At 45.4% G+C, this 26710-nt stretch carries 16 protein-coding genes; 8 read left to right on the top strand and 8 right to left on the bottom strand.

The genetic code is table 11. From position 1 onward, the window contains the following. Window positions 1-3 precede the first annotated feature (3 nt). The 4 genes from DWW23_RS06280 to DWW23_RS06265 are packed head-to-tail and all read left to right on the top strand — an operon-like array spanning window position 4 to window position 5166. Window positions 4-597 carry a hypothetical protein gene (locus DWW23_RS06280; protein ID WP_187576562.1) on the top strand — a complete coding sequence of 198 codons (594 nt, stop codon included), beginning with the start codon at window positions 4-6 and terminating at the stop codon, window positions 595-597. After that, entirely contained in the window at window positions 594-2747 is a 2154-nt protein-coding gene (gene cas3, locus DWW23_RS06275; protein ID WP_122352425.1) for a CRISPR-associated helicase Cas3', read from the top strand. Before DWW23_RS06280 ends, cas3 begins: the two co-directional genes overlap by 4 nt. An 11-nt stretch (window positions 2748-2758) precedes the next feature. Continuing rightward, entirely contained in the window at window positions 2759-4078 is a 1320-nt protein-coding gene (locus DWW23_RS06270; RefSeq protein ID WP_122352424.1) for a hypothetical protein, read from the top strand. 20 nt (window positions 4079-4098) lie between these two features. After that, window positions 4099-5166 (top strand): CRISPR-associated protein Cas7, encoded by a 1068-nt coding sequence (locus DWW23_RS06265; protein ID WP_122352423.1) that lies wholly within the window; start codon window positions 4099-4101, stop codon window positions 5164-5166. Between the two features lie 270 nt (window positions 5167-5436). Here the strand turns inward: DWW23_RS06265 and nhaA are convergent, their stop codons facing one another. The 7 genes from nhaA to DWW23_RS06230 all read right to left on the bottom strand — a co-directional run bounded on the left by nhaA (window position 5437) and on the right by DWW23_RS06230 (window position 14171). Next, window positions 5437-6792, bottom strand: coding sequence for a Na+/H+ antiporter NhaA (nhaA, locus tag DWW23_RS06260; protein ID WP_122352422.1), 1356 nt, complete (start codon window positions 6790-6792; stop codon window positions 5437-5439). Between the two features lie 59 nt (window positions 6793-6851). After that, window positions 6852-8054, bottom strand: coding sequence for a sodium:proton antiporter (locus DWW23_RS06255; RefSeq protein WP_122352421.1), 1203 nt, complete (start codon window positions 8052-8054; stop codon window positions 6852-6854). Window positions 8055-8156: 102 nt separating this feature from the next. Next, window positions 8157-8753: a YigZ family protein gene (locus DWW23_RS06250; RefSeq protein ID WP_122352420.1), complete on the bottom strand. Its 597-nt coding sequence runs from the start codon at window positions 8751-8753 to the stop codon at window positions 8157-8159. Window positions 8754-8756: 3 nt separating this feature from the next. Beyond that, window positions 8757-8975 carry a hypothetical protein gene (locus DWW23_RS06245; RefSeq protein ID WP_122352419.1) on the bottom strand — a complete coding sequence of 73 codons (219 nt, stop codon included), beginning with the start codon at window positions 8973-8975 and terminating at the stop codon, window positions 8757-8759. A 2-nt stretch (window positions 8976-8977) separates the two neighbouring features. Beyond that, window positions 8978-11821, bottom strand: coding sequence for an excinuclease ABC subunit UvrA (uvrA, locus tag DWW23_RS06240; protein WP_122352418.1), 2844 nt, complete (start codon window positions 11819-11821; stop codon window positions 8978-8980). 18 nt (window positions 11822-11839) lie between these two features. Continuing rightward, window positions 11840-12814: a transglycosylase SLT domain-containing protein gene (locus tag DWW23_RS06235; protein WP_122352417.1), complete on the bottom strand. Its 975-nt coding sequence runs from the start codon at window positions 12812-12814 to the stop codon at window positions 11840-11842. Beyond that, on the bottom strand, window positions 12792-14171 hold the full coding sequence (locus DWW23_RS06230) for a gliding motility-associated C-terminal domain-containing protein (RefSeq protein ID WP_122352416.1): 1380 nt from the start codon (window positions 14169-14171) through the stop codon (window positions 12792-12794). The genes DWW23_RS06235 and DWW23_RS06230 overlap by 23 nt, the downstream gene beginning before the upstream one ends. A gap of 80 nt (window positions 14172-14251) precedes the next feature. Here DWW23_RS06230 and DWW23_RS06225 point away from each other — a divergent pair, with 80 nt between their 5' ends. Together DWW23_RS06225 and DWW23_RS06220 are read left to right on the top strand one after the other, a co-directional pair. Then, window positions 14252-16051: a LysM peptidoglycan-binding domain-containing protein gene (locus DWW23_RS06225; RefSeq protein WP_122352415.1), complete on the top strand. Its 1800-nt coding sequence runs from the start codon at window positions 14252-14254 to the stop codon at window positions 16049-16051. Then, window positions 16048-16716: a porin family protein gene (locus DWW23_RS06220; RefSeq protein WP_122352414.1), complete on the top strand. Its 669-nt coding sequence runs from the start codon at window positions 16048-16050 to the stop codon at window positions 16714-16716. The genes DWW23_RS06225 and DWW23_RS06220 overlap by 4 nt, the downstream gene beginning before the upstream one ends. An 11-nt stretch (window positions 16717-16727) precedes the next feature. Here the strand turns inward: DWW23_RS06220 and DWW23_RS06215 are convergent, their stop codons facing one another. Continuing rightward, window positions 16728-20654, bottom strand: a complete 3927-nt coding sequence (locus DWW23_RS06215) for a hybrid sensor histidine kinase/response regulator transcription factor (protein ID WP_122352413.1) — start codon at window positions 20652-20654, stop codon at window positions 16728-16730. Window positions 20655-21176: 522 nt separating this feature from the next. Here DWW23_RS06215 and DWW23_RS06205 point away from each other — a divergent pair. Both DWW23_RS06205 and DWW23_RS06200 read left to right on the top strand, forming a co-directional pair. Beyond that, window positions 21177-23492, top strand: a complete 2316-nt coding sequence (locus tag DWW23_RS06205) for a family 20 glycosylhydrolase (RefSeq protein WP_122352411.1) — start codon at window positions 21177-21179, stop codon at window positions 23490-23492. Between the two features lie 5 nt (window positions 23493-23497). Then, window positions 23498-26602: a glycoside hydrolase family 2 TIM barrel-domain containing protein gene (locus DWW23_RS06200; RefSeq protein ID WP_122352410.1), complete on the top strand. Its 3105-nt coding sequence runs from the start codon at window positions 23498-23500 to the stop codon at window positions 26600-26602. Window positions 26603-26710: the final 108 nt, after the last annotated feature.

The raw sequence follows: 26710 nt of genomic DNA, 5'->3' as shown, positions 1-26710 counted from the left end.
ATTATGTACTACGTAGTAAAATACTCAGGTCCTTTCGGATTTATTAAACCTTGGACAGCTGTCAGAGATAGCGAAACATTCAGTCTGCAATTTCTGATCACTTCCACGATAGAAGGGATTGAAAAAAAACTCTTCCCGGAGTTGCTGAATACGACGGAAAGAGTTCAGAAAATAAGCAGATACCGCCTGAACTACTGCGGGCTGGATTCGCAACAGGAACGAACATGGTCTAAAGGAGGATTTGTCAAAGAGAAAAAGAAAGACACGCAAGGAAATGTCTATTATCTTCCTAAAAACATTAGCATCATTACCCGAGGCGTTCTTCTATATCCTCATTTGTATCTCGCCTTCGAGAACAACGACGATGCATTGCGCGCCGCCAAACAATCTATCTGCTTATGCAGGAATGAAGATATATTACTGCCGGATCGTCCGATCGAAATGTCGGCTGACGAATTTGAACAGATAGAAGGTTTCGAATGGATACCTTCCGACGAAGAGAAAGGATTCAAAGCCGGATATAACAGATATCACGGAGGGGAAGAGATGTATGGCGTATTGCATGTGAAAGGTAATCCGATCAGAAGCACCCTATGAAAACCACCGACGAAATACTGGCAAAAAGCCCTGACAACGGCCATGTTTCACTCCTTGAACATTGCCTGCATACGCGGCAGGCTATCGAGGTCTTTGCCCGGCGAATAGATTTTCCCTTCGATGTAGCGATTGCTCTCAAAGGGGCAACTTTACACGATCTAGGCAAAGCGCATACGTACTTTCAGGACCGGATGAACAAGATTATAAATGGCTCCCTCTCAAACAGGTGTAATAAATTCATTCATCGGCATGAGTTATCGTCACTGGCTTTCCTACCAGCCTTTCCCTTAGAGGAATGGGACACTTTGATAGAAATGGTTGTAGCCCATCATAAGTCCATCACAGACGATCCCCGGCGAAGAGGTATATTGGATATTGCTTCCTGTGATCGACATTGGATAGACAACCATCTGCAGGACTGGGAAGAATGGAGTCAATATGGCATACAAATATTGAATAAACTTGGGTATACCTGCACCGGAATAAACAGGGATAAAGCCAGGATGGCTTTACTTTATGCGGTAGATTATTGCGAATCGCAGACTTTCGGATGGTCTGCCTGGAGAGGGTTATTAATGGCGGCAGATCATTTCGCTTCGGCATTTACTTCATCTACCGCAAAAGAACTCGAAACTACATTCGAAGTCCCGGACCTGTCCGCCTATTTTAAACCGGAACGAACAAATCCTCTGTACCCATTGTCACTGATCGGAGTGGATGACACCCGACCGCATACGCTGGTGGTTGCATCGACAGGTGCAGGAAAAACAGATTTTCTATTGAAAAGATGCAGAGGACGCATTTTTTACACCCTGCCATTCCAGGCTTCCATAAATGCCATGTGGGAAAGACTAAAAGCGACTATTCCCAATAAAGATATTCGTTTGCTACATGCGACATCGAAGATAGTCGTCGGAAATAATATGGAAGAAAAGATGTTACAGCCATTGATCGGGTCGAGTATCAAAGTATTGACACCCCATCAACTGTCGTCCATCATCTTCGGTACTTCCGGCTTTGAAAGTGTCATACTGGATATAAAAGGATGTGATATTATCCTGGACGAGATACATACTTATTCGGACTATTCGCAAGCGATGGTACTGGAAATCGTCAAAGCACTTCTTAGATTCGGGTGCCGCATCCATATCGGGACAGCAACGATGCCTACCGCTTTATACGATCAGTTGCTGGAGATATTAGGTGGGAAAGAGAATGTATACGAAGTCAAACTATCGGATGAAACACTGGATACATTCGACCGCCATCAGATATTCAAACTCGATAAAGAGGACAGCGTCTCCCCTATCCTGGCAAATGCCTTTAAGGGAAAAGAGAAAGTGCTCGCCATTTACAATACAGTCAATAAAGCGCAGGCTGCTTTCAAGGAGTTCAGGGAAGAATTTCCTGATATTCCCATGATGCTTATCCATAGCCGTTTCAAACGAAGCGACCGCGTTAAACTTGAAAAGCTGCTGAAAGAGGAATTCAACGGTGACGGGAAAGAATATGGGAACGGGAAATGTCCTTGCCTGGTCGTTTCGACACAGGTGGTAGAAGTCAGCCTGGACATCAGTTTCGACAGGATGATTACCCAGTGCGCTCCTTTAGATAGCCTGATACAGCGATTCGGAAGAATAAACAGAAAAAGGGTAACAGGTAGTAACCGGATTTACAGGCCGATTCATGTGATCGCTCCCGAAGGGAATGTGCTTCCTTACAAAATGGAACTACTGAAACGCAGTTTCGACCAACTGCCGGATAACGGGGATGTTTTGCAGGAAAGAAGTCTGCAGGAAAAAATAGACAAGGTATATCGATCGGTCGAAACGAAGGAGATCGATATTCACCTGGCCGTACAAGACGGAAACTTCTCGCTCATAAACCTGACCAGCCGGACTGAAGCCATTCTCCTGAAAGCGTTGGAAATAGAAAGTGCAACCTGTATACTGGCCGCCGACAGAGATAAGTATATCACTGCCACCTGGGAAGAGCGGATCAATATGGAAATACCTGTCAACTGGAAAACAATCTCCCGGTACCGGGATAAATACGAGCAGTTGCAGGATATAGGGGCAAATCCTTTTGTCATTCCTATGCCGCAGGAAGAATATGAGATTTATGGATTACAATTAGTGGAACATGATTAATTCATTTAAATATGTATACAAGCTACATCGGTAAAAAGTTCCTGAAGATATATAATGAGAAAATGAATACGGATATATCCGCAGAGGAGTTCTTTGACCGGATATTTTTCAATCTGTTTTTCAATGACGAGAGGCATCTGATACACGTCAGCAACTCTCCTTTTTTCCAAAAGCCGAAAGATGAGGATGTAAAGAAATATGGAAGCAAAGCGCTGGCCCAATACAATAACCTGAAAGTCGCCATGGCCAGCGATGAACCGAACATGTCGATCTTTGTCGGATATGCAGCAAAAGATGTGGCGGGAACAACGTCCGGTCAGATCTCCGATATACAAACCTCTATCGATACAAACGAGATGTATGCTTCGTGGATCGGTGAGGCGCTTGCCATCGGCGTAAGCGGAGGTTTTGCCATGTTACTGGATGAGCCGGATATTTTATGGCAACTGTTTTGTGGTTGGGAATATTATAGGAAGTATCTGAATCAGACACCTAATATCAAAGACAAACAGATCGAAACCTGGAACGGGCATTGGTTATCCCATTGGTGCCGGAAATTTTATAATGATCTGACACCGTACAAAGGATTTCATATCACCCCCACCGAATCGATGGGAAATCTCGCCATACCGACCAAACCCTGGCTCGAAATCATTATGGCTCTATCCAAGAAATATCCTAATAAGGTAATAACAGCTTATTCATATAATCTATCCCAGACGAACACAACGCTGGGATTTATCAACCTTTATCTCCCAGAAGTCCACTCTCTGTTCGACTTCAGGGACAAACTCTTTTTCGACGGCAAGCAAAGCATCCTATCTGATGAAGAAATAGAATCGTTCAACACCTACTACACCTTCAAATCAGCTTGCAAACTGGGTGTCATCGGATTAAAAGCGATTGAACCGGATAAACTGAGACAGTACTTTCCCATAGGCTCCATGCCTTACGCGCAGGGGAAAGAGTACAAATTCAACAACGAGGAATCGTATATCAATTATGAATTATATAAAATCTGGATTATTGCTATGATAAACAAAACAGAATTACTGGAACTGGCCACTGCGGTTGCAAAGGCCCTGATAGAGTTTGAACGGACAGCAGAAAAAGGCAAAACTGTTTATTCGAATCTGTCGAAAGAGGTAAGGAAGTCAAATAAAATCGAAGTCTTCGGGCAAAAGCTCAAAGAGATAATGGAATACGAATCTTCTGATAACGAAGTATTCAGAAAAGCATTTGTAGAGGCCTACTATATACCTAAAGATTCTTTCCCTCTATTCATGACCCTGATCGACTTTGAATATACTTACTGGAAATCAAAAAATTAAACTACTTAATACCCACAGTTATGGACAATCCCTTTATCTATTTACGTGGCCTTCGCCATGCAGAACATACAGTATTCGGCGTTAATGACGGACAGAAATACTATTTCGACCCTCAGTTCGGCAAAAGAATGGCTTATTCCAGCGGCCAACAAGTAAAACGCTCCGTTATAGAGGCGTTGAATATGCCTTTCGCTGCAATAACATTCAACTGGGAAATCGACAAAAAAGAAAATAAGGCAAACCAGAAAGAGCCCCACTCTCCATGCGATCCTACTTTTACGGATCAGTTATTGGGCGGATATATGAAAGCAGAAAGCGGCAGTATGATCGTAAAACGTCGTAGTCCCTTGTCTGTTTCAGCCATGCGACCGCTCCATCCTTTATTGGGAGGTATCGAGTCACCGACTGAAAATATCACTTTCGACAGGACTTCGCATCCGGAACATCATACCGTTAAAGTCTATTGGATGGAAAGCAAAAAGAGAGGGAGTGAATTGAGTAAGGAAGAGTTGGACGAGTGGCTGACAACCAACCGGCGTTCACTCCCCAACCGGGCTTTTATCCAGGATCAGACCCGGGCTTCCGGTCTTTTTGTCTATGACATCGCTATCGATCTGAGAACTTTGTTCTGTGTTTCCACCAACAAACTCGAACCGGAACTTTTCCCTGAAATCGAAACCAAGCTCCGGGAACAGGGCTGGACTGATGGTAAAAATATCTTTGGTAACTGCCTGGTTTGTCCCAAAGAGAGAAGGGATGAAATAACTCCGGCATTGGCAAAAGCAATCATCAACTGGCGCATCACTTCCAACCAGGCACGCACCTTTAGTTTAATGGAAACAGTAGCAATAGCCATCAGCAACGATGCCAATCAGATAGCGTATGCCATTCGCGGTGAGTTGAAAGATAACACCGAAAAGCCGGATGCCAAACCGGTAATAGATGAAACCGCCCATGCTGACATTTTCGTTACCCCTATTGCCAACAGTTATATCGCCGGTTCGATTGGTTCCGTCGATGCCCTAAAGAAGGCCGAAGACAGACTGATCGAACTAATCTCTTCTTTCGATTACGAAAATCAACTATAATGAATATCAAAGATACCTCTTACCTTTTTTTGTAAGAGGTATCTTTGATAACATATCTCCACCGACGGAAATTCGGCGTTTGCCCGGTTTTCAGTGACCTATACCAATTATTAATAGATGCTAACGACGGTACTTATGTATTGAAATGATTATCTGAGCGATAAGTTTGATTATGCTCAAATCAGACGTATGCAATAATAATTCCAATATCCATAAATTCATGAAGGTGTTTCAAATCTATCGACTTTTGAAACACCTTCTTTTTTATAGTTATTCTTTCGGGATTTTCGGTAAATACTTCTTCAGCAGCAAGTACCCGCAAAGACCGGAAACAAACGACCCGGTAAATACTCCGAGTTTGGCTTGATTCAACAAGTCAACTCCAAGTTCATCCATTCCGGTAAACGAAAGGTTGGCAATAAATAGCGCCACCGTAAAACCAATACCGCCCAACATGGAAACGCCAAACAGATTCATGCGGGTCATTCCCGTAGGCAAAGAGCCCATCCTCGTACGGGCAAAGAGGTACGTGAAAGAGAAAATACCCAGTGACTTTCCGACAAACAATCCCATAAAGACAGCCAACGGCACATTTACCAGCGATGACGGCTGAATATCGCCGAATGTGACCCCCGCATTGACAAATGCAAACAACGGAAGAATCAGGTAGTTTACCAACGGATGCAGTTTATCGGCAATACTTTGCAAAGGACTGATCGTGTTATCTGCCAACGAATGGATATTATTCAGTACCTGTATCTGTGTAGGAGTCAGGACCGAAGCCTTTTTGGATTGGCGAACCTCCGTATAATCCAGCATATTCAGATAACCAGTCATATCGCAGGTAAAATCCTTCAGATTCACTTTCGGACGGGCAGGAACAGTAAAGGCTACCAATACCCCGGCTATAGTCGGATGAATACCCGATTCCAGGAATAAGACCCAGACAAAGAAGCCGACTATATAATAAAACAGATTATTATTTACCCGCATCTTTCCCCCTACATATAATAAAGCCAGCAGGGCCAGAGAGATTAATAAGGGTTGATAAGCAATATGTCCGCTATAGAATAAAGCAATAATAATAATACCGCCGATGTCATCTACCACAGCCAGTGCCGTCAGAAATATTCGCATGCCTAAAGGAACCCGTTTTCCCAGCAATCCCAGGACAGCGAGGGCAAATGCGATATCGGTAGCCATCGGAATAGCTGCCCCACGTACTTCCGGAGCCGTATTGCAGACAAGCAAATAAAAAAGGACCGGTACGATCATACCACCACAAGCCGCAATAACCGGAAGGAGTGCTTTACGAACCGAACTCAATTCCCCGATCAATACTTCCTGCTTGATCTCCAGCCCGATTACAAAAAAGAATACCGCCATCAGGGCATCATTCACAAAGGCAAGCATCGGCATGGGTTCACCATGATGGGAGAACAAATTAAAACTGCCAATCTGAAGGTCAATAGGATAAGATAATATATGATGATAAGCGTAAGCCCAAGGGGAATTTGCCAGTAGCATAGCCAATACCGTGGCCATAAACAATAAAAAACTGGCGCTCGACTTCTGTGTGGCGAATCGGCGCAACGGTTTAAGGATAACATTAATAGTACGATCCATTCTGTTTTAATATTTGCGGAGACAGCTTGCTGGTCTGTCTCCGTAATTCCTAACTGTGTTTATTGCCTTTGCTGCTCAGCCATCTCAAGCTGATAGGCGCTGCGGGTCAATTTCTCTACCCAGATTACAAATATACCAGTTAAAATTAAATTAAACACAATAGTAAGGACAGAAATCATCAGGGCCGGTCCACCCAGATTATATCCCAGGGCAATAAAAATAATGCCAGCCCCTACTTCACCCCGTGTAAACATACCGATCGACAAAGCCAGACGTTCGCGCTTACGTCTGTCGCGATAGAAGAACAGGGGAAAAAGTTTTCCTATATTAGATAAGAAAGAGACGATCACCACATGAAGAAGGATCATCGGCCATGACATCATCGGCTGTGCACCGGTAATTGTAGATGCTTCCGCCGATTGTTTGGCAAAATCGACCCCAAAGAACACGGGCATGCTCACTCCTACCAGGAACATGAACAGGAATGAAATCGCCGTCGCCACATTGTGTTCCGTCTTCGTATCGATATGCTTATGTTTCATAATCATACCCAGTACAAAGGCCGGTAACAGCACTTCTATATGGATACTCGCTTCCTCCCCGTAAAAATGTTTGGACACCAGATAGATTCCCTGGGTAAAAGCCAACGTAACAATGGCATAAAGCAGAATGGCCTTCCAGTCTTGCCGCATATTGTAGGTTCCCATCTTCTTCCAGCCGATCATAAGCAATACCATCACGATAAGAATGATCACTCCCAACTGCCAACGCAAGCCAACCATCATGATCTGAAGCGGGATCATCAACAGGATTGTATCGAGGTCGTCGAAAATGGCCAGCACCTGTACCTTTTTATATACCCAGGATGCTTTCAGTCCCGCAGCAGCCAGCATGGTAAACAAGATACCGGCAGACGTGGGAGCCGCAAAACGGCTTAACAACAAGTTCTCTTTCCAGGCTTCCCCACTCGACCAATAGATGTCGGGGAGCAGGACGAACATATAATACAATGCCACAAATATCCAGGGAAAAGCAGCGGTAGCCATCGCTATGAAATAATCCTCCGTATAAGACCTCCAACGAGTCTTATCCATTTCAAACTCCCGGCCTACGTTGATCATAATAAAGGCCAGACACACATACAACAGTGAATTGGATACTGTCTTCACCAACGAATAATTCGCTCCTACAAGAGAAGGAAGAAACTGCGAGACAACCAAACCAACCACTAAGAAAAAAGAAAATAACAGAATCTTCTTCATTATATTACCACTATTTGCTTGTTTAGATTTCAGAGTACAAAAATAAAGAAATCCTCTCAAATCGAAAATAGCAGGTAACTCATGTTTCAGATTATTAATAATTTACTTCAGATAGGCCGACTCGACTTTCAATAAGCGGTTCTTCAACTTTTCCGCCTCTCCTTTGCGTATACGCAAAGTCATTTCACAGTCCATTTCAAACTTTTGGGATACAATAAGGGGATTATCCTCTTTCACAATACGCATGATCCCGTTCAGGTAAGGATATTCGAAAGCGACCGTAATATCTTCGTCAACCGTACGTTCCTCTATCTCGGCGGCAGCAATCGCTTCGGCGGCAGCTGTACGGTACGCAACGATAAGGCCGCTGGTGCCCAGTTCGATGCCACCGAAATAGCGAACGACCAGGATCAGGATATCCGTTAACTCGTTGGAATTGATTTGTCCCAGGATCGGTTTACCGGCTGTGGATGATGGTTCGCCGTCATCGTTCGCACGGAAAGTCAGGCGATCGGACCCCAGCATATAGGCCCAGCAGACATGGCGGGCGTCGTAATATTGTTTACGATATTTATCCAGTTGCTCCTTCACCTCTTCGACCGTACGCACCGGGATGGCATACGAGATAAAGCGGCTGCGCTTCTCCGTGTAATAGCCCTCTGCTACTTGTTTAATGGTTCTGTAACTGTCGTCCGCCATAAATTAATCCGGGATATGGGTTTCCTGTTCCTCCCGGAAGGCCCGGAAGTCTTTCATTATCTCTTCGATCTCTTCTATAAAGTAAGGATCTTTAACTTTTTTCTTCACCTCGGCGTAATAGGTCTCAATCGCCGCCAAAGCACATATATCTTGTCCGCGCAGCAGAAAGTAGGGTTCTTCCTTCTCTACGCATTGTTTGATCATTTGGATAGGATTCTTCATATCTATTTATTTTTTAATTCGTCTTTTAGGAACGGAGCCGTATAACTCTTGTTTTTCTTCTTGATCATTTCCTCGGGAGTGCCGATGAATAAGACCTGGCCGCCTTTTCGGCCACCTTCGGGGCCCATGTCGATCAGGTAGTCGGCACATTTGATCACATCGAGGTTATGCTCGATCACGATGATGGTGTTGCCTTTTTCCACGAGCTTGTTCAAGACACCCAGCAGGACACGGATATCTTCGAAATGAAGACCGGTAGTCGGTTCGTCCAATACATATAAGGTATTGCCGGTATCCTTTTTGGCCAGTTCAGTAGCCAGTTTTACACGCTGACTTTCTCCTCCGGATAAGGTGGTGGAAGGTTGGCCCAGTTTGATATAACCCAATCCCACATCCTGCAGGACTTTGATCTTAGAAAGAATGGTCGGGATATTCTCAAAGAACTCCACAGCCATATTGATTGTCATATCCAACACATCAGCTATGGATTTACCGCGGAAACGGACTTCAAGCGTTTCACGGTTATATCGCTTGCCATGACAGTCTTCACAAGGCACCAATACATCCGGCAGGAAGTTCATTTCGATGGTCTTGTATCCGTTACCCTTACAGGTTTCGCAGCGTCCGCCGGATACATTAAACGAGAAACGTCCGGGTTTGTATCCTCTCACCTTCGATTCGGGAAGATCGACGAAAAGGTTACGGATATCGGAAAAGACACCGGTATAAGTAGCCGGATTGCTTCGTGGCGAACGGCCGATAGGCGACTGGTCTACATTGACGATCTTATCCACGTTGTCGATACCTTCGATGGATTTATAAGGCAACGGATCTTCCAGTGAACGATAGAAGTGCTGGCTCAGGATCGGTTGCAGGGTACGGTTGATCAACGTCGATTTTCCGCTACCCGACACACCCGTGACGCAGATCAGCGTTCCGAGCGGAAAGGTCACGTCAACATTCTTCAGGTTGTTACCGCCAGCTCCTTTTATGGTGATGAACTTGCCGTTTCCCGGACGACGTTCGGCAGGAACAGCAATCTCAGTCTCCCCGTTCAGGTATGCAGAGGTCAGTGTATTCACTTTCAACATATCCTGCGGCGTTCCTTCATAAACGACTTCACCCCCCAGACGCCCGGCTTTCGGTCCCATATCGATCACGTAATCGGCATTCAGCATCATATCCTTGTCGTGCTCGACAACCACTACCGAGTTACCTGTATCACGAAGCTCTTTCAAAGAGTTGATCAGACGGACATTATCGCGTTGATGCAATCCGATACTCGGCTCGTCGAGGATATAGAGCACGTTGACCAGCTGACTGCCGATCTGGGTTGCCAAACGGATACGCTGGCTTTCCCCACCGGAAAGGCTTGCCGAAGCACGGTTGAGAGACAGGTAATCCAGTCCCACATCCAGCAGGAACTTCAGGCGGGAACGTATCTCCTTCAATATTTCTATGGCAATCTGTTTTTGCTTCTGGTCCAGACGCTCCTCGATACCGTCCAGCCATTCGTAAAGCTCGGAAATATCATACGAAGATACCTCTGCTATATTCTTTCCCGCAATGCGGTAGTGCAACGCCTCTTTGTTCAGACGCTGGCCGTTACATTCCGGGCATGTAGTCATTTTGATGAACTGTCCCGCCCATTTCTGTGCGGAAGCCGAAGCCTCGCTCTCCTGCTGCATCAGGATATATTTGGCAACACCTTCGTAAGACAAGAAATAATTGGAAGAACCCAGCGATTCGTTCTTGATCTGGAGACGTTCGTCCGTCCCGTTCATGATCTCATCGATCGCCTCTGCCGGGATATCTTTGATCGGCGTCTTGATCGTCACGCCGTGCTTTTCGCAAAGAGCCTCGATCTGCCAGAAGATAAGGGAGTTCTTGTATTTACCCAAAGCAACTATCCCACCGTTATAAATACTGAGAGAAGGGTCGGGTACGATCTTTTCCATATCCAACAGGTTCACCTGTCCCAATCCTTTACATTTCGGACACGCCCCCTGGGGCGAGTTGAAAGAGAAGTTGTGCGGAGCCGGTTCGCTATAAGAAAGTCCGGTTGCCGGGTCCATCAAGCGGCGGCTGTAGTGACGCAGCTCGTCGGTATCGGCATCCAACAGCATGACCAGCCCGTCGCCCTGCTTCATGGCTGTACGCAGACTTTCTTTCAGGCGGCGTTCGTCGGAGGCCGACACGACCATCTTATCGATCACCACCTCGATGCTGTGCATCTTGTAGCGGTCGAGCTTCATGCCATGAAATATCTCTTTTATCTCACCATCGACACGGACTGTCAGGTAACCCTTCTTACGAACCTGTTCAAACAATTCCTTGTAGTGTCCTTTACGGTTACGGACAAGCGGAGCCAGCAGATAGGTTTTCTTCCCTTCGTAATGTTCCAGGATCAGGTCAAGCACCTGTTCTTCGGTGTACTTCACCATCTTTTCCCCGCTCAGGTACGAGTAAGCCTCACCCGCCCTTGCATAAAGCAGACGGAAAAAGTCGTATATCTCTGTCGTAGTACCTACGGTAGAACGGGGATTCTTATTGGTCGTTTTCTGTTCGATCGAGATGACCGGGCTTAATCCGGTAATCTTATCCACATCCGGACGTTCCATATTGCCGAGGAAGTTACGGGCATAAGCGGAAAATGTCTCCACATAGCGGCGTTGTCCTTCCGCAAAGATTGTATCAAAAGCCAACGAAGATTTACCGCTACCGCTCATACCGGTTATCACAGTGAGTTTGTTTCGCGGTATCTCGACGTCTATATTTTTCAAATTGTGAACACGGGCGCCTAAAACGGAAATACGACCGCCTTCCAATGCATTTTTATCGTTCATACTTTTTATCAAGGGAATTTATCTTACCACCCAAGCCGAGTTATGCACGTAGGTGTTAGGTGTCTTGTAATACATTTCATTTTCTTTCGGGACCTGTAGCGTATAAGTCTTGCCCAGTGTCTGCAATTTCCGGTCGCGTAACCAGGGATTGAAGCGTTTCAGATCGGCATACGTTATATTATACTTCTGTGCGAAAGCAGACAAATCGGGAATGTCCGACGATACAGCCACGTCTTCGCAGGCAATCGGTTTATAAAGGTCTTCTGCGCGGAGCACGAAACCATATTTATAAGGATTCTCAAATATCTGCTTGATCGCCATGATACGGTATACGTAACGGCTTGTCTCCTCTACCAGCCAGAGGTCGAAGGTGCTATCAGCTTCCTGTTTGGTCAGTTCGCCGGAGATACGCCCCATGCCCGCATTGTAAGAAGCGGCCACATTTGCCCAGTCACCGTATTTGTCGTAAGCAGCTTTCAAATACTTACATGCTGCTTCAGTTGCTTTAGCCACATGACAGCGTTCATCCACGGTCGGGGTAACAGTCAGCCCATATTGCTTGCCTGTCCCTTCGAGAAACTGCCACATTCCCACGGCACGTGCCGGAGACGACACACGCGGGTCGAGATGGCTCTCTATGACCGCCAGGTATTTGAAGTCGTCGGGAATGCCGTTGGCTTTCAATATCGGTTCGATAACCGGAAAATAACGGTTGGCGCGTTTGATCAGCAACATAGTGGTCGAATGGAAGTATGTGAAACTACTCATCTCCCGGTCGAATCCTTCACGCATATTATAGCGGGTTAGGTCGATCGGCGTTCCACAGAAAGTGACCGACGAGGGTATATCAGGCGACGAAGTCATCGACATCACCACCGGACGCCCATCAAGCACCTTTTCCGAATCGCTCGATCCGATAGACAAACACGCAGTCAGGCAGATCAGACCGCCCGACAAAAAACTGAATATACTATTCTTCGATAATTTCATCATCTATACTCTTTGATCTAAAAATGTTAATTGAACCTTTTTTCTTTATCGGCTTACCGTCTGAGCCGGTTGCCTCTATCACATAAAAATAAACTCCGGGCGGGACATATTTACCGCCCTTCTTACCGTCCCAACCCTGCGACGGGTCGGTCCAGTAATACATCTGTACTCCCCAACGGTTGAATATCCAGCATTTGAAACGGGTCAATGAGCGGTAGGCCACTTTGAACTCATCGTTTATGCCAGGTGACGTACCGGGTGAGAAAGCATTCGGAACATCGAGGAAAGAGTCCGAGATGTTGATCGTAACCGGATCTTCAGGCTCCCATGTACACTGGGCTGTACGATCTGATACTGATAAATAAACCGTATAAGTACCGTTTTGGTTGAATATATAGCTTACTTCTTCTCCTTTGTTAAAGTCGATCACTTTTGTCCCCTTTCCCTCGGTTCCATCTTTTTTATAGATCTCCCACTTGAAAATGGCAGCAACCGGCGTATTGCAAACAGCTTTAAAATTGAACTCGACCGGGGCGGAAAGGCTATCGCCTTTTGCAACCATATTGGTTGCGTTCGTATATGATAAAGTATCTATTTTCAAAACGACTTTCACTGCGATTGCCTGGTAGACACCTGTCGTCATTGTTTTCTCCACTCCGAAATGACGGGCAAACAAATCTCCTTTCAGAGTGACATCGGTGTCGCAAAGAGGGGCTTCGATACCGACTGTAAAAATATCTTCCACCGTGTCAGTAACTGTTTTCGGCAGATATGCCGTTTGATCTTCCGATATATCCATCGTCTGGTAAGTAACATCAAATTCACGCTTCAATATTCCAGGTACTCCTGACGGATCATAATATCTCATCTCCTTCATATCAACATCCCCACCCAAATACATCTTGCCGCAATTGCTCTTTTGCGCATCTATATAGAGGCTAGTCGCCTCAAAAACATATTTACTGTAGTCTATAATCCATACATACCCGCCAGCTTTCGAATAAGCATCGTCTTCCAATATATAATACCCATATCCTTCTTCCAGATTTCGAATGACTGTTTCACTACCCTCCTGAACAGATGATATTTTTTCGGCATCGCTACCAACCCCTGCTTTCGCTTTAGTCTTATAGCGATACCATTGATACGAACCTGATGTAGGAGTATATCGTATTTCTACATTATCCATGCCATATACAAGGTAAACCTGAAACTGGCTACTGGTGGGTTGTTTATTATCAAAAGCCAACAAAGGAGTCCCTTTCCCCCCTGTCACCGTATATTTTTGAGCATGTGCTGCAAGTATCAATAATAAAAAACAGAGCGTCCCGACCACTCTTCTTATAAAATTCCTTTGCATATATATAACCTAATTAGCTTCCAAAATTAGTATTTTATACGGACATACACTATCTTTGCTGCAAATATTCGAATTAACAAATGAATAAGATCAGTATATACGTATTGACGTTGTGCCTGAGTTTCTGTAGTGTTTCATTGTATTCACAGAACAACAAAGCACGAATTATTACTACTAACGAATTAAATGATAATATATTTTATCATACGATTGAGCGGGGACAGACAGTATACTCAATCGCAACGATGTATGGAGTGACCGTCGATGACATTTACCGTTTGAATCCGGAAAGCCGCGAATCGATCAAAGCGGGTGCTACATTAAAGATTCCGCAACGGGATGCCGGTACGGCTCCGATGGGGAAAGCAGAGGATAATTTCCTGTATCACACCATACAACCGAAAGAAACGCTTTATTCGTTGTCTATCCGGTATGCCGTACCCGGAACCGATATCATCGAGGCAAACCCTGGACTGTCGACTTCCACCTTCACGATCGGCAAGACGATCCGTATCCCGGCAACACCTATCGAGACACTGCCCACCAAGGAAGTAAAGTCGGTAACCAAAGAAATCGAATATACGATCGCCAAGAAAGAAACGATGTACCGCATCTGCCGGAAGTTCAACATATCGAGCACGGAACTGATCAAACGAAACCCCGAACTGAAGAACGGGGTAAAAGCCGGAATGGTCATAAAAATACCGGTGGAAACCAAAGAAACAGTTACGGAAACAGCTCCGGTCATGCATGAAAGAGACGTAAATGCGTTGCTGTCGACCCCGAAAAAGATCGAACGGGTCAACATGATCAAAGTAGCTTTATTGTTGCCCTTCATGACAAATGAGGCAAAACCGTCCTCCAACACGCAACGTTTCATCGAATATTATGAAGGTCTGTTACTGGCCGTCGACAGTCTGCGTAACAGCGGCTGCTCGATCGAACTCTCCGTATTCGATACAGGCAACGGCACCAAAAAGGTGAAAGAAATCCTGAAAGAAGATGTCTTGAAAGAAGCCAACCTGATCATCGGAGCCGTACAGAACGACCAGATCGCGCCGGTTGCCGAATTTGCCGAAAAGAATAATATCAAATATGTGATACCGTTCACCTCCAAAAACGATGATGTATTGTCCAATGCAAATATATTCCAGGTAAACACCCCTCACTCCTACTTGTATGCCAAAGCATCACAAGCCGGTTGCGACCTGTTTGCCAACGACAACATCATCCTGTTGAAAGTACCCGGTACCGAAGAAAAGACCGACTTCGTCAAAGCCCTGCAAGGAGAGATGAAGCAACGCAACATCTCCTGGCGCGAACTAACTTATTCGAGCGAGACATTCCCGGTCGAAATGGAAGCGATGCTCAGCACAGACAAACGCAGTGTCATTATCCCTACTTCAGGCAGCCTGGAAGCATTGAACAAGTTCAAGGCGCCTTTGCGTATGCTGGCAGAGACAAAACCGGAATACAACATCACGATGTTCGGTTATCCGGAATGGCAAACTTATACCAACGAGTGCCTCGACGACTTCTTTGCATTGAATACCTATATATATAGTTTCTTCTATGCTGACAACCTCTCGCCGGAAGTCTCCGACTTTTATTCCAAATATAAGACATGGTATAGCAAGACCCTGATTAACATATTCCCTAAATATGGTATATTAGGTTTCGACACAGGTATGTTCTTTTTCGATGCCATCCGGAAATACGGTTCCAACTTCGAGAACAACCTGGGCAATATTCGTTACAAGGGCATACAGACCTGTTTCGATTTTGAACGGGTAAACAACTGGGGCGGATTCATCAATACCAGCACATTTATCGTTCATTACCAGAGTGACTATAACGTAACACGTAGCGAAGTAAGATGATCAGAAAGATAACAATCATATCCTTTTTATGCCTGGCCGTCATAACCGGTGTTATGGCACAAAATAAATTTCCCCAGGAAGTATCCGTAGGTGCCTCTTTCGGTATGAACTTCTCATCCGTCAGCTTCAACCCGAAGGTCTACACCAAGATGAAACAGGGATACAACGGGGGCCTGGTACTGCGTTGGAACACGGAAAAGAATCTGGGTCTACAGACGGAACTGAATTTCAGCCAGCAGGGTTGGGACGAGCAATTCGACGAGAATCCGACTTACAAATATACACGTACGATCAATTACCTGGAGATACCGTTCTTCACCCATATTTATTTCGGTAGTAACAAGTTCAAGTTCTATGTAAACCTAGGGCCGAAGATTGGCTTCGCTATCAGCGAAAAGACCGATCAGAACCCCGATGAGAAAAATCAGAATGCAGGAGCCAACAACCAGCACGACATGTCTATCGAACAAAAGTTCGACTGGGGATTATGTGGTGGTCCCGGTATCGAACTGCGTACCGGCATCGGTTATTTCCTGCTCGAAGGACGTTATTACTATGCGTTGGGAGACATCTTCCACAACCGTAAAACGGATTATTTCAACAAATCGGCCGGCCAGGTTTTCTCCGCACGTATCATTTATCTGCTACCTATCCGGAAGAAATAGGAAATATCTTTTCAGTTGAAATGTTCCTGACGGTATTTAGACGGAGTCGTCCCGTATATCTGTTTGAATACCGTACTGAAATACCGTTGGTTGGTGAAGCCTGCCCTCTCTGAAACTTCCAGAATGGTCAGATCCTTATCCGCCAACAGTTCTATTATACGTGCCATCCTGAACTTATTGATATAGTCGCCGATACTGACATCGGTCAACGCTTTCAGTTTTGTATACAGAGAGGCACGACTCATTGCCATATGTGTTGCGACAAAATTCACGTCCAGTTCCGGATTATCGAGGTGTTCGCTTATCAAGCCATTCAGTTTCTTCATAAACATTTCATCGGCATTACTGATCGTATCTTCTTTAGGCGAAATTAACTCTTTACCCTCTTTATAGCGTAATTTGACAGCCTCCCGGTTTTTCAGAATATTACGGGCTATGGCGAGAAGAAATTCCAGGTCGAACGGTTTCGGCAAATAAAAGTCAGCACCTTCTTTATATCCTTGTATCGCACTAGACTGATCTGTCCGTGCTGTCAGCAATATAACCGGAATATGGCTAACTTCCAGGTTCCCTTTTAACTTCCGGCAAAATTCAAAACCATCCATGCGAGGCATCATGACGTCACTGACTACGATATCCGGCTGATAACGTACGGCCATATCAAAAGCCTCAACACCATCTTCTGCTACATAGACCTGCCTGAAATATTCCTTCAACGAGTTTTTCAGATAAATCCGGAGCTCGGGTTCATCTTCCACGACCAAGACGGAATATTTCCGGACAGAAAAATCGGCAATCGTATTCACTTTAACCTCTGGCGATGCCAACAATTCATTCAGGTAAGGCCTTGCTTCAATCGAGGTTATCGCATTCTCCAAAGGCAATTCATAAAAGAAAGTGGCCCCTTTGCCGGTATTATTCTCTGCCCCTACACGTCCCCCATGCAATTCTATCAGTAAACGAGTGTACGACAAACCGATACCGGAACCTTTCCGCCCATGTTCTCCCTGATAGAAACGTTCAAACAACTTCGAGATATCGACATGATCCAAGCCAATCCCCTGATCGGAAACCGACACACGTGCATACCCTTGCTCCAATCGGGAAGAGATTGTTATGCATGAACCTTCGTCACTGAATTTAAGGGCATTCATGATCAAATTGGAAAGTGCCATTTCGCATTTCGCCTCATCGAACGGTACATCTCCAACTGAATCATCCAGGTTATACTCCAAACGGATCTGTTTATATTCCAATTCCCCCTTGAAGACATCTGAAACCTCACGTATCCAGTCATTCAAATGATATGGCCTGATGTGCAAAGTCTCTCCCCCTGTCTCCATCTTACGAACATCCAGCACCATATTGATTATATCTTTAACCCGCCGGACCTGCCTCAAAATATCCGCCAACTGCTTATAATGGCCTATACTAAATCCTTCTTCCGAAGCCAGCATGCGTTTAAGAGGTGAATAGATTAAAGTTAAAGGAGTACGTAATTCATGATTAAGATTGATCAGAAAACGTATCTTATCTTCATAAGTCCGCTGCTCATGCTCTTTCATTGCCCAGATCATCCTGTTCTCCTGCCGTTTCATAAACAGCCAAATAGTCAGGGAAAAACTTGCTATTACAAATAGAACACAACAGAATATGAACCAGTTTGTTCTCCACCAAGGTGGGGTTACTTTGATGGACAACAGTTTCACAGGAACACTCCAATCTCCGTTCTTTTTGAGACATGAAACCTTGACTTCATAATTTCCTACAGCCAGTGCATGGAACGCTATCGTATGATTGGTCGATTCCAGCATTTCTTCTTGTGTTCCTTTAATATAAAAACGAAATAGTTTTTTCCGCATCAGGTCATTTTCCCTGACAATAACCTTAGCCATTAAAGAAGTATAATTCCAAGGAACCGAAATACTGTTATTATCCGAATCGAACCTGATTCCCATAGAAACTCCATTCATTGTAATCTCCGATAATCCGATCATGGGATCAGGGTTTTCAGGGAAAGGTATATTATTCTTAATATAAACCAACCCGACGACTCCGGCCATATAAAGATCTCCCGTACGGCTTATCAATGGAGATTCCGATATATATTCATTTGGATACACGCCGTCAGACTCACCAAACACCATTATTTTGCCATCCTTCGGTGTATAAGCATACAAACCATTGTGAGTTCCGATCCACAAACGTCCGGCTTTATCAAAACCCAAAGATGTGGCTCCCAAAAAGCGATTATTTTCTACAGAGACTACGGTTCTACTCACCGGGTCATAGCAATACAGGCCAACCGTAGTCCCAATCCAGAATTGTCCCTGTCCATCTTTACAGGCTGCCGTAATTTTCCCTATAGAATCAGTTGAGGAATATATTGGTTTTAACGTATTTTCTGAATAATCCAGTTCGAACAGTTCTGTTTCCCCATGTAGAAAACTAACATCTTTTTCCTTCGCTGCCAACCGAAGGGAAGAGACTGCCAGTCCATCACATTCGTGCCTTACGGCTGATAAATTCCGTGTCGATCGATCATACAGATAGACACTGTCTGCCAATAAATAAAACTGCTTTTCATCCAACCAGATCAAATGGACCGATTTACCCTGTTTGAACAACATATTTAGTTTATCAGAATCTGTTATCGGATATTCTTTCACAGCACCTGTCTGTTTATTAAAAAGAAATAATCCTCTCCCAAAACGGGAAAAAAGAAGTTCTTCTTCTTCATAACCGATAATAGAAACGATTTTCGACGGATAAGTGGACGGATAATGCCTGAACAAGCCGGTTTGAGGATCCAGGCGATTTATACCTCCCCCATCAGTACCTAACCAAATAAATCCATCTTTATCTTCATACATGCCATTCACCGTTTTTTCACTCAAACCATAAATTGAATTCAGGAAGGTATCCTGATAAGTTTTCATATAAATCTTTTTCAACCCCACCAAACCACATCTGATACCGCCGGCCCACATATTACCATCCGGATCATTATACAAACACCAAAAAGAATCTCCAGGTAAAGAAGCTGATTTTCCCGGAACATGGTTTATTACAGTTATTTCACCCGTTTCTTTATCATAAATATTTATACCTCCGCCATCCGTTGCCAACCAGAGCTTTCCGTCCTGCTCCTTTATATCCCAAATAACATTATGGGATAGTTTCCCCGGCATATCAAGAAAGCATATCTGATTTCTATCCCAATCATACCCTATCAGTCCTTTTCCATAAGGCGACAACCACACACGCCCGGAAGAATCGACTAATAAAGCTGATATCTGGTAGTTTTTCGTTAAAGATGAAAGCCGTAAATCTCCGGTTTGAATATTGTATTCCCACAAACCACTCCAGCGGGAAGCCAGTAAAACGATGTTATCTTCCAATTCATACAAAGAGGCTTTTTCAAAAGATATTTGTATATCTTCTTTCAAATAAACCGGTAAAGAAGAGATTTTTTTCCCGGCATAACTATATTTGAAAAACTCATTGTGCCCAAAAAATAAAATACCGTCTTCGATAAGCACATAAGAGGACACATTCAATTGAGTTCCTTCAAAAACGACCGGTATAAAATTATCTTTCTCCCAGTTGTATAATGCCAGTCCCCGCGTTGTACCGACCCACAAATTCTGAATAGAATCTTCTATTAAAAAACAAATATCATTATCAGGGATAGATCCGACATCTTTTTTATTATGATAGTAATTTTTCACTCTCTCCCCGTCAAAGCTATTCAATCCTAAATGAGTTCCGATCCAGATACCCCCCTTATGATCCATCAAGATACATTTCACCATGGATTCCGATAACCCGTCTTTGAGGGAAATCTGTTTAAAATAATACTCCGGGGCAGCTTTCGTAATTATTGCACAACAAAAAATAAAAATACACACATATATATGTTTTCCTATAGTTAACATCCTAAAGTTTTGTTTAATAGATTAATACCAGTGTTCCGTAAGAACTCATGCCTTTTGGCTGTAAACAATAGGATTACAGGAGATTAATTATTATAAAAAAATGAGGTATACTTTACAGGTAGATTTTTTATAAGAAAAGAACTTTGGAAGATGGAGTCTTATCGTATCAATATATAAGATTTCTACTGTTACCTTATAATTTCCCTGTTTAATCAGTAATTATGCATTTCGTATAAAAAAAATTAAAATAAAGAAATAACCATCTGTTCCATAAAGTCTAAGAAAGGTGTCTTTTTGTAAAAAATCTTTTTTTATCTTTGCTAAGAATCCAAAAGGCATGAGTTCTTACGGAACTTATACCTTTTTCATCAAGCATAAAAATCAACGATTCTTCGTCTTTTTGGACAAATATTGAACTTTTTTGTACAAAACCGGACATCCGACCACACACATACATATAAATTTGTCTTCCAGATAATCTAATTAACACGGATGAATATGTTAACACTAAAAGCAGGTCGAATGGCGAAAGACAAACTACTCCTTATAACCTTTCTTGTCTGGTTGGTTACAGGATGCACAAACTCAACTCCTTCCGGGATAAACATCATTCCCCGGCCGGAACAACAAACCACCGGTAAAGGGCATTTCACCTTTAACAAATCGACAACAATCCGGATCGAAAATCAGGAGCAGGAAGCTGTAGCCGGATTATTAGCCGACTTATTTACGACCTCCGCCGGATTCACTCCGACAATCGGAACCGATTCGTCCTTCAAGACTGCTTCCGTCGTTTTTTCTACCGACACAACACTCGCTAAAGAAAATTATGAACTGCAAATAACGCCTTCCCATATATCCGTAAAAGCAGCTGATAACTGCGGCTTCTTCTATGCCGTACAATCCATCCGTATGCTACTCCCGCCAGCCATAGAAAGCAGAGTACCGGCCGACGGAATCGAATGGAGCGTACCGGCACTGACTTTACAGGACAGTCCCCGCTTCCCTTACCGTGGTTTAATGCTCGATGTTTCCCGCTTTTTCATTCCTAAAGAAAACGTGATTCGGATAATCGACTATATGGCGATGTTAAAACTGAACAAACTCCACCTGCATCTGGTCGATGGTAACGGATGGCGTCTGGAAATAAAGAAATATCCCCGCCTGACGGAAGTCGGAGCCTGGAGAGTGGCCCGTGACACAGATTTCTCCCAACGTAAAAACGCTCTACCGGGAGAAGAGACACCTGTAGGCGGATTCTATACGCAGGAGGAGATGAAAGAGATCATCGCCTATGCTGCAGCACGGCAGGTAGAAATAATTCCGGAAATAGAGATGCCTGCACACACCAACTCCTCGCTGGCGGCCTATCCGGAACTGGCATGCCCGGTAGTGAAAGACCCGATACATGTAATCCCCGGAATGGGTGGAGATGCCTCGGAGATTGTTTACTGTGCCGGAAATGAGAAAGTCTTTTCCTTCCTTGAGAATGTTCTCGACGAAGTGATCGCCCTCTTCCCCTCCACCTACATCAATCTGGGTGGCGACGAAGCCTCTAAAAAATACTGGAAGATATGCCCGCTTTGCCAGGCACGCATGAAAGCAGAAGGTTTTACGGATATCGAAGACTTGCAGGGCTATTTCATGAACCGCATGTCCGATTATGTAAAAAGCAAAGGCCGCCAGGTCATCGGCTGGGACGAACTGACCAACAGCAAAATCCCCAACGACGCAATCATCCTGGGGTGGCAAGGGCTCGGTACCGCCGGATACAAGGCCGGGCAGATGGGGCATCGTTTCATCATGACTCCCGCCCGTGTGCTTTACCTGATCCGCTACCAGGGACCGCAATGGTTCGAGCCACGTACCTATTTCGGAAACAATACTTTGGAGAATGTCTACCAGTACGAGCCGGTACAACCGGAGTGGAACCCTGAAGTAGCCCAAAAACTGATGGGCGTGCAAGGGTGCATGTGGACTGAGTTTTGCACTTCTGCCGAAGATGTGGAATACCTCCTCTTCCCCCGCCTGGCTGCTGTCGGCGAGATAGCGTGGTCCGGCAAAGACAAAAAGGATTGGCCCGACTTCCTGAAACGGCTGGATGTGTTGACACAGCATTATGATTACCTCGGGGTCAACTATGCCCGTTCCATGTTCAACATCGATCATCTGGTAACAGGGGATAACGATACATTGAAAGTCGCCCTCACCTGTATCCGCCCGGATATGGAGATACGTTATACGGTGGATGGCAGCGAGCCACAGGTTTCTTCCCCGCTCTACACGGATTCATTGGCCTTTACCGACAGTGTTACGATCAAAGCGGCGACCTTTGCGTCGGGAGAGCAAAAAGGGCAGACATTGACCTTGCCCCTTCACCGGAACAAAGCAACAGCCCGTCCGGTCATCGACGGTAACGAGCAGACTTACCGCCTGACCAACGGATTAAGGGGAAGTGACAAGCAATCCGATTTCGAATGGTGCGGATGGTATGACAGAGATGCCTCCTTCACAATCGACCTCGGAAAAGAAGAAAATATCGGACAGATAACGATCGGCTGTATCACCAATTACGGAATGGGTGCACATATCCCGGCAAAGATTACGTTATCCGTTTCAAACGATAACCGGACATATACACGGATTGCTGAACGTTCCTTCACACCGGAAGAGATATTCCGTGAAGGTGTCCGTATCAAAGACAAGACATTCGACAACCTGGCATCTACAGGCCGTTACCTGAAAGTCGACCTGAAGAATCCCGGAAAATGCCCCGAAGATCATACACGACCGGGACAAGGTACATGGATATATACAGATGAAATAATAATTCTATAAATACAATGAAAAAAACTCTGTTATCTATTTTCACTCTGTGCAGCCTGGGAATGTTCCAGGCTGCAGCAGAGCCTGCAGACAACACGCCCGAGTGGCAGAGCCAGTACGCAATCGGTCTGAACAAACTGGAACCGCACGCCTACGTCTGGCCTTTTGAAAACGAGAAAGCCGTATCGGCCCGCGACCACGAATCGTCGCCCTGGTATCAAAGCCTGAACGGCAAATGGAAATTCCACTGGACAAAGAACCCCGACAACCGTCCGAAGGATTTCTACAAACCTTCTTTTTATACCGGAGGATGGGCAGACATCAACGTCCCCGGCAACTGGGAACGCCAGGGATACGGCACAGCTATCTATGTAAATGAAACCTATGAGTTCGACGATCCGATGTTCAACTTCAAGAAAAACCCGCCTTTGGTTCCCTACGCAGAAAATGAAGTAGGATCCTACCGCCGTACCTTTACCATACCGGCATCATGGGACGGCCGCCGCGTGGTACTCTGCTGCGAAGGTGTCATCTCTTTCTATTATGTATGGGTGAACGGGGAAAAGCTCGGTTACAACCAAGGCTCCAAAACGCCCGCAGAATGGGATATCACCGATAAACTGCAACCGGGTGAAAACACCGTCGCGCTGGAAGTGTACCGCTGGAGTTCCGGCTCCTACCTGGAATGTCAGGACATGTGGCGCCTGAGCGGTATCGAACGCAACGTCTACCTCTACAGTACTCCGCAGCAATACATTGCCGATTACAAAGTTGTCTCTACACTCGACAAGGACACCTATCGGGACGGTATCTTCAACCTGGATGTCCGGATCGCAGGCAAATCTGATCCCAACGCACACATCGCCTACCGACTGAAAGATGCCAATGGCAAAATCATCCTGAAAGAGGAAATCAAAGTTCCCGCCGGAGACAATAACCGGATCACATTCAAAGGCGTAACTATCCCCAGTGTAAAAGCCTGGAGTGCAGAGCATCCGAACCTGTACACGCTTCTTCTCTCGCTGAAAGACAGTAACGGCAAAGAGACTGAACTGACGGGAAGCAGAGTCGGCTTCCGTACCTCCGAAATCAAAGACGGCCGCTTCTGCGTGAACGGTGTGCCGACACTGGTCAAAGGAACGAACCGCCACGAACATTCGCAGCTGGGTCGTACCGTCAGCCGCGAACTGATGCTGAAAGATATCGAATTGATGAAACAGTATAACATCAACACCGTGCGCAACTCCCACTACCCGACCGATCCGTTGTGGTACGAACTCTGCGATGAATACGGTCTTTACATGATCGACGAAGCCAATATCGAATCACACGGTATGGGATACGGCCCCGAATCGCTGGCTAAAGACAGTACCTGGCTCCCTGCCCATATGGACCGCACCCGCCGGATGTACGAACGTTCCAAGAATCATCCCTGCATCGTGATCTGGTCGCTGGGTAACGAAGCCGGCAACGGCATCAATTTTGAACGTACTTACGACTGGCTCAAATCTGTCGAAAAGAACCGGCCGGTACAGTACGAACGTGCCGAGCAAAACTACAACACGGATATCTACTGCCGCATGTACCGCAGTGTAGACGTTATCAAAGAATACCTGAATCAGAAAGAGCCGAAAATCTACCGCCCTTTCATTCTTTGCGAATATGTGCATGCAATGGGAAACAGTGTCGGCGGCCTGAAAGAATACTGGGATGTATTCGAAAACGAACCGATGGCACAAGGTGGTTGTGTCTGGGATTGGGTAGACCAGTCGTTCCGCGAACTGGATGAGAACGGTAACTGGTATTGGTCGTACGGAGGCGATTATGGTCCTAAAGGTATCCCCAGCTTCGACAACTTCTGCTGTAACGGGCTGATCGGTGCCGACCGCGTACCGCATCCGCATCTGAACGAAGTGAAAAAGGTTTACCAATATATCAAGGCCAGCCTGACTGACGAACGCAACCTGACACTCTCCGTCAAAAACTGGTACGATTTCAGCAACCTGAATGAATATACTCTGAACTGGCAACTGGTCACAGACAACGGAGAGGTTGTACGCCAGGGAACAGAAACCGTCGACTGCCTGCCACACGAAACCACCACACTGACACTCGGTAAAACCTCCTTACCGAAAAACTGTAAAGAGGCATTCCTGAATCTGAGCTGGACACCAAAGCAGGCACGTCCGTTCATCCCGATCACCCATGAAGTGGCTTACGATCAGTTTGTATGGACCGTCAACAAGAACTATCGCCCGGAATATCCCACCCTGAAGACTTCTGCCCTGAAACAGGACGACAACACATTCAGCAACGACCGCATCGGCATCTCCTTCTCTCCGGAGACAGGGGCCATGACCTCTTATAAGCTCGACGGAAAAGAAATGCTTTCCACACCGCTCACGATCAGCCTTTACCGCCCTATCACGGACAACGATAACCGCGACCGTAACGGTGCCCGCTTGTGGAAAACGGCAGGTCTTAACACGCTCAACCAACAAGCAAAAGCCTTTCGTGCAGAAAAGAACAGTGTTCAGACAACACTGGCACTACTAAACGGTAAAGGTGAGACAGTAGGGACAGCCACGCAGCACTATCAACTGACCCCTGACGGCACAGTAAAGATAGCAACCTCCTTCACTCCGGATACCGCTATCGTCAAATCGCTGGCACGTATCGGACTGACCTTCGAAATGCCATCCGAATATACACAGGTTTCTTACCTGGGACGCACCGGAGAAACATACGCCGACCGCATCCAAAGCGGACGGATCGCCCTCGACAAGACGGACGCGGAACGAATGTTCCATTATTACGTCAAACCTCAGTCGACCGGTAACCGTACGGATATGCGTTGGGCAACAATCACGAACGAAGCGGGAAACGGCTTGCACGTAACAGCCGCTACTCCCTGGCAGTTTAGCATCGTACCTTTTACGGACAGCAATATCGATGCTTCCACCCATATCAATCAGTTAAAGAGAAGCGGTACAGTGACTGTCCATCTGGATGCCGAACAGGCGGGTGTCGGTACAGCTACTTGCGGACCAGGTGTATTGCCACAGTACCTGGTACCGGTGGAAAAGACTACGTTCGAGTTTGTCATCCGACCAGTAGAATAAGAGTATAAAAACGGACAGAAAACAAAAAAACAGGAGGTTGTCCAAAAAGCTATTACTGACCGCAGACAACGCAGAATACACAGACTCTCGCAGATCTATTTTATGAAT

Source organism: Parabacteroides sp. AF14-59, assembly GCF_003479515.1.
GTDB classification, from domain to species: Bacteria; Bacteroidota; Bacteroidia; order Bacteroidales; family Tannerellaceae; genus Parabacteroides; species Parabacteroides faecis.
Note: the sequence above shows the minus strand (reverse complement) of the source record. Positions and strands in the feature narration are given on the sequence as shown.

Bases quoted from the DNA above. Each gene is read 5' to 3' on its own strand.
- DWW23_RS06220 (WP_122352414.1), top strand. From the start codon at position 16,048: ATGATCAGAAAGATAACAATCATATCCTTTTTATGCCTGGCCGTCATA.
- DWW23_RS06230 (WP_122352416.1), bottom strand. From the start codon at position 14,171: ATGCAAAGGAATTTTATAAGAAGAGTGGTCGGGACGCTCTGTTTTTTA.
- DWW23_RS06280 (WP_187576562.1), top strand. From the start codon at position 4: ATGTACTACGTAGTAAAATACTCAGGTCCTTTCGGATTTATTAAACCT.
- DWW23_RS06270 (WP_122352424.1), top strand. From the start codon at position 2,759: ATGTATACAAGCTACATCGGTAAAAAGTTCCTGAAGATATATAATGAG.
- DWW23_RS06225 (WP_122352415.1), top strand. From the start codon at position 14,252: ATGAATAAGATCAGTATATACGTATTGACGTTGTGCCTGAGTTTCTGT.
- cas3 (WP_122352425.1), top strand. From the start codon at position 594: ATGAAAACCACCGACGAAATACTGGCAAAAAGCCCTGACAACGGCCAT.
- DWW23_RS06205 (WP_122352411.1), top strand. From the start codon at position 21,177: ATGGCGAAAGACAAACTACTCCTTATAACCTTTCTTGTCTGGTTGGTT.
- DWW23_RS06265 (WP_122352423.1), top strand. From the start codon at position 4,099: ATGGACAATCCCTTTATCTATTTACGTGGCCTTCGCCATGCAGAACAT.
- DWW23_RS06250 (WP_122352420.1), bottom strand. From the start codon at position 8,753: ATGGCGGACGACAGTTACAGAACCATTAAACAAGTAGCAGAGGGCTAT.
- DWW23_RS06245 (WP_122352419.1), bottom strand. From the start codon at position 8,975: ATGAAGAATCCTATCCAAATGATCAAACAATGCGTAGAGAAGGAAGAA.
- nhaA (WP_122352422.1), bottom strand. From the start codon at position 6,792: ATGGATCGTACTATTAATGTTATCCTTAAACCGTTGCGCCGATTCGCC.
- DWW23_RS06200 (WP_122352410.1), top strand. From the start codon at position 23,498: ATGAAAAAAACTCTGTTATCTATTTTCACTCTGTGCAGCCTGGGAATG.
- DWW23_RS06235 (WP_122352417.1), bottom strand. From the start codon at position 12,814: ATGATGAAATTATCGAAGAATAGTATATTCAGTTTTTTGTCGGGCGGT.
- DWW23_RS06255 (WP_122352421.1), bottom strand. From the start codon at position 8,054: ATGAAGAAGATTCTGTTATTTTCTTTTTTCTTAGTGGTTGGTTTGGTT.
- DWW23_RS06215 (WP_122352413.1), bottom strand. From the start codon at position 20,654: ATGTTAACTATAGGAAAACATATATATGTGTGTATTTTTATTTTTTGT.
- uvrA (WP_122352418.1), bottom strand. From the start codon at position 11,821: ATGAACGATAAAAATGCATTGGAAGGCGGTCGTATTTCCGTTTTAGGC.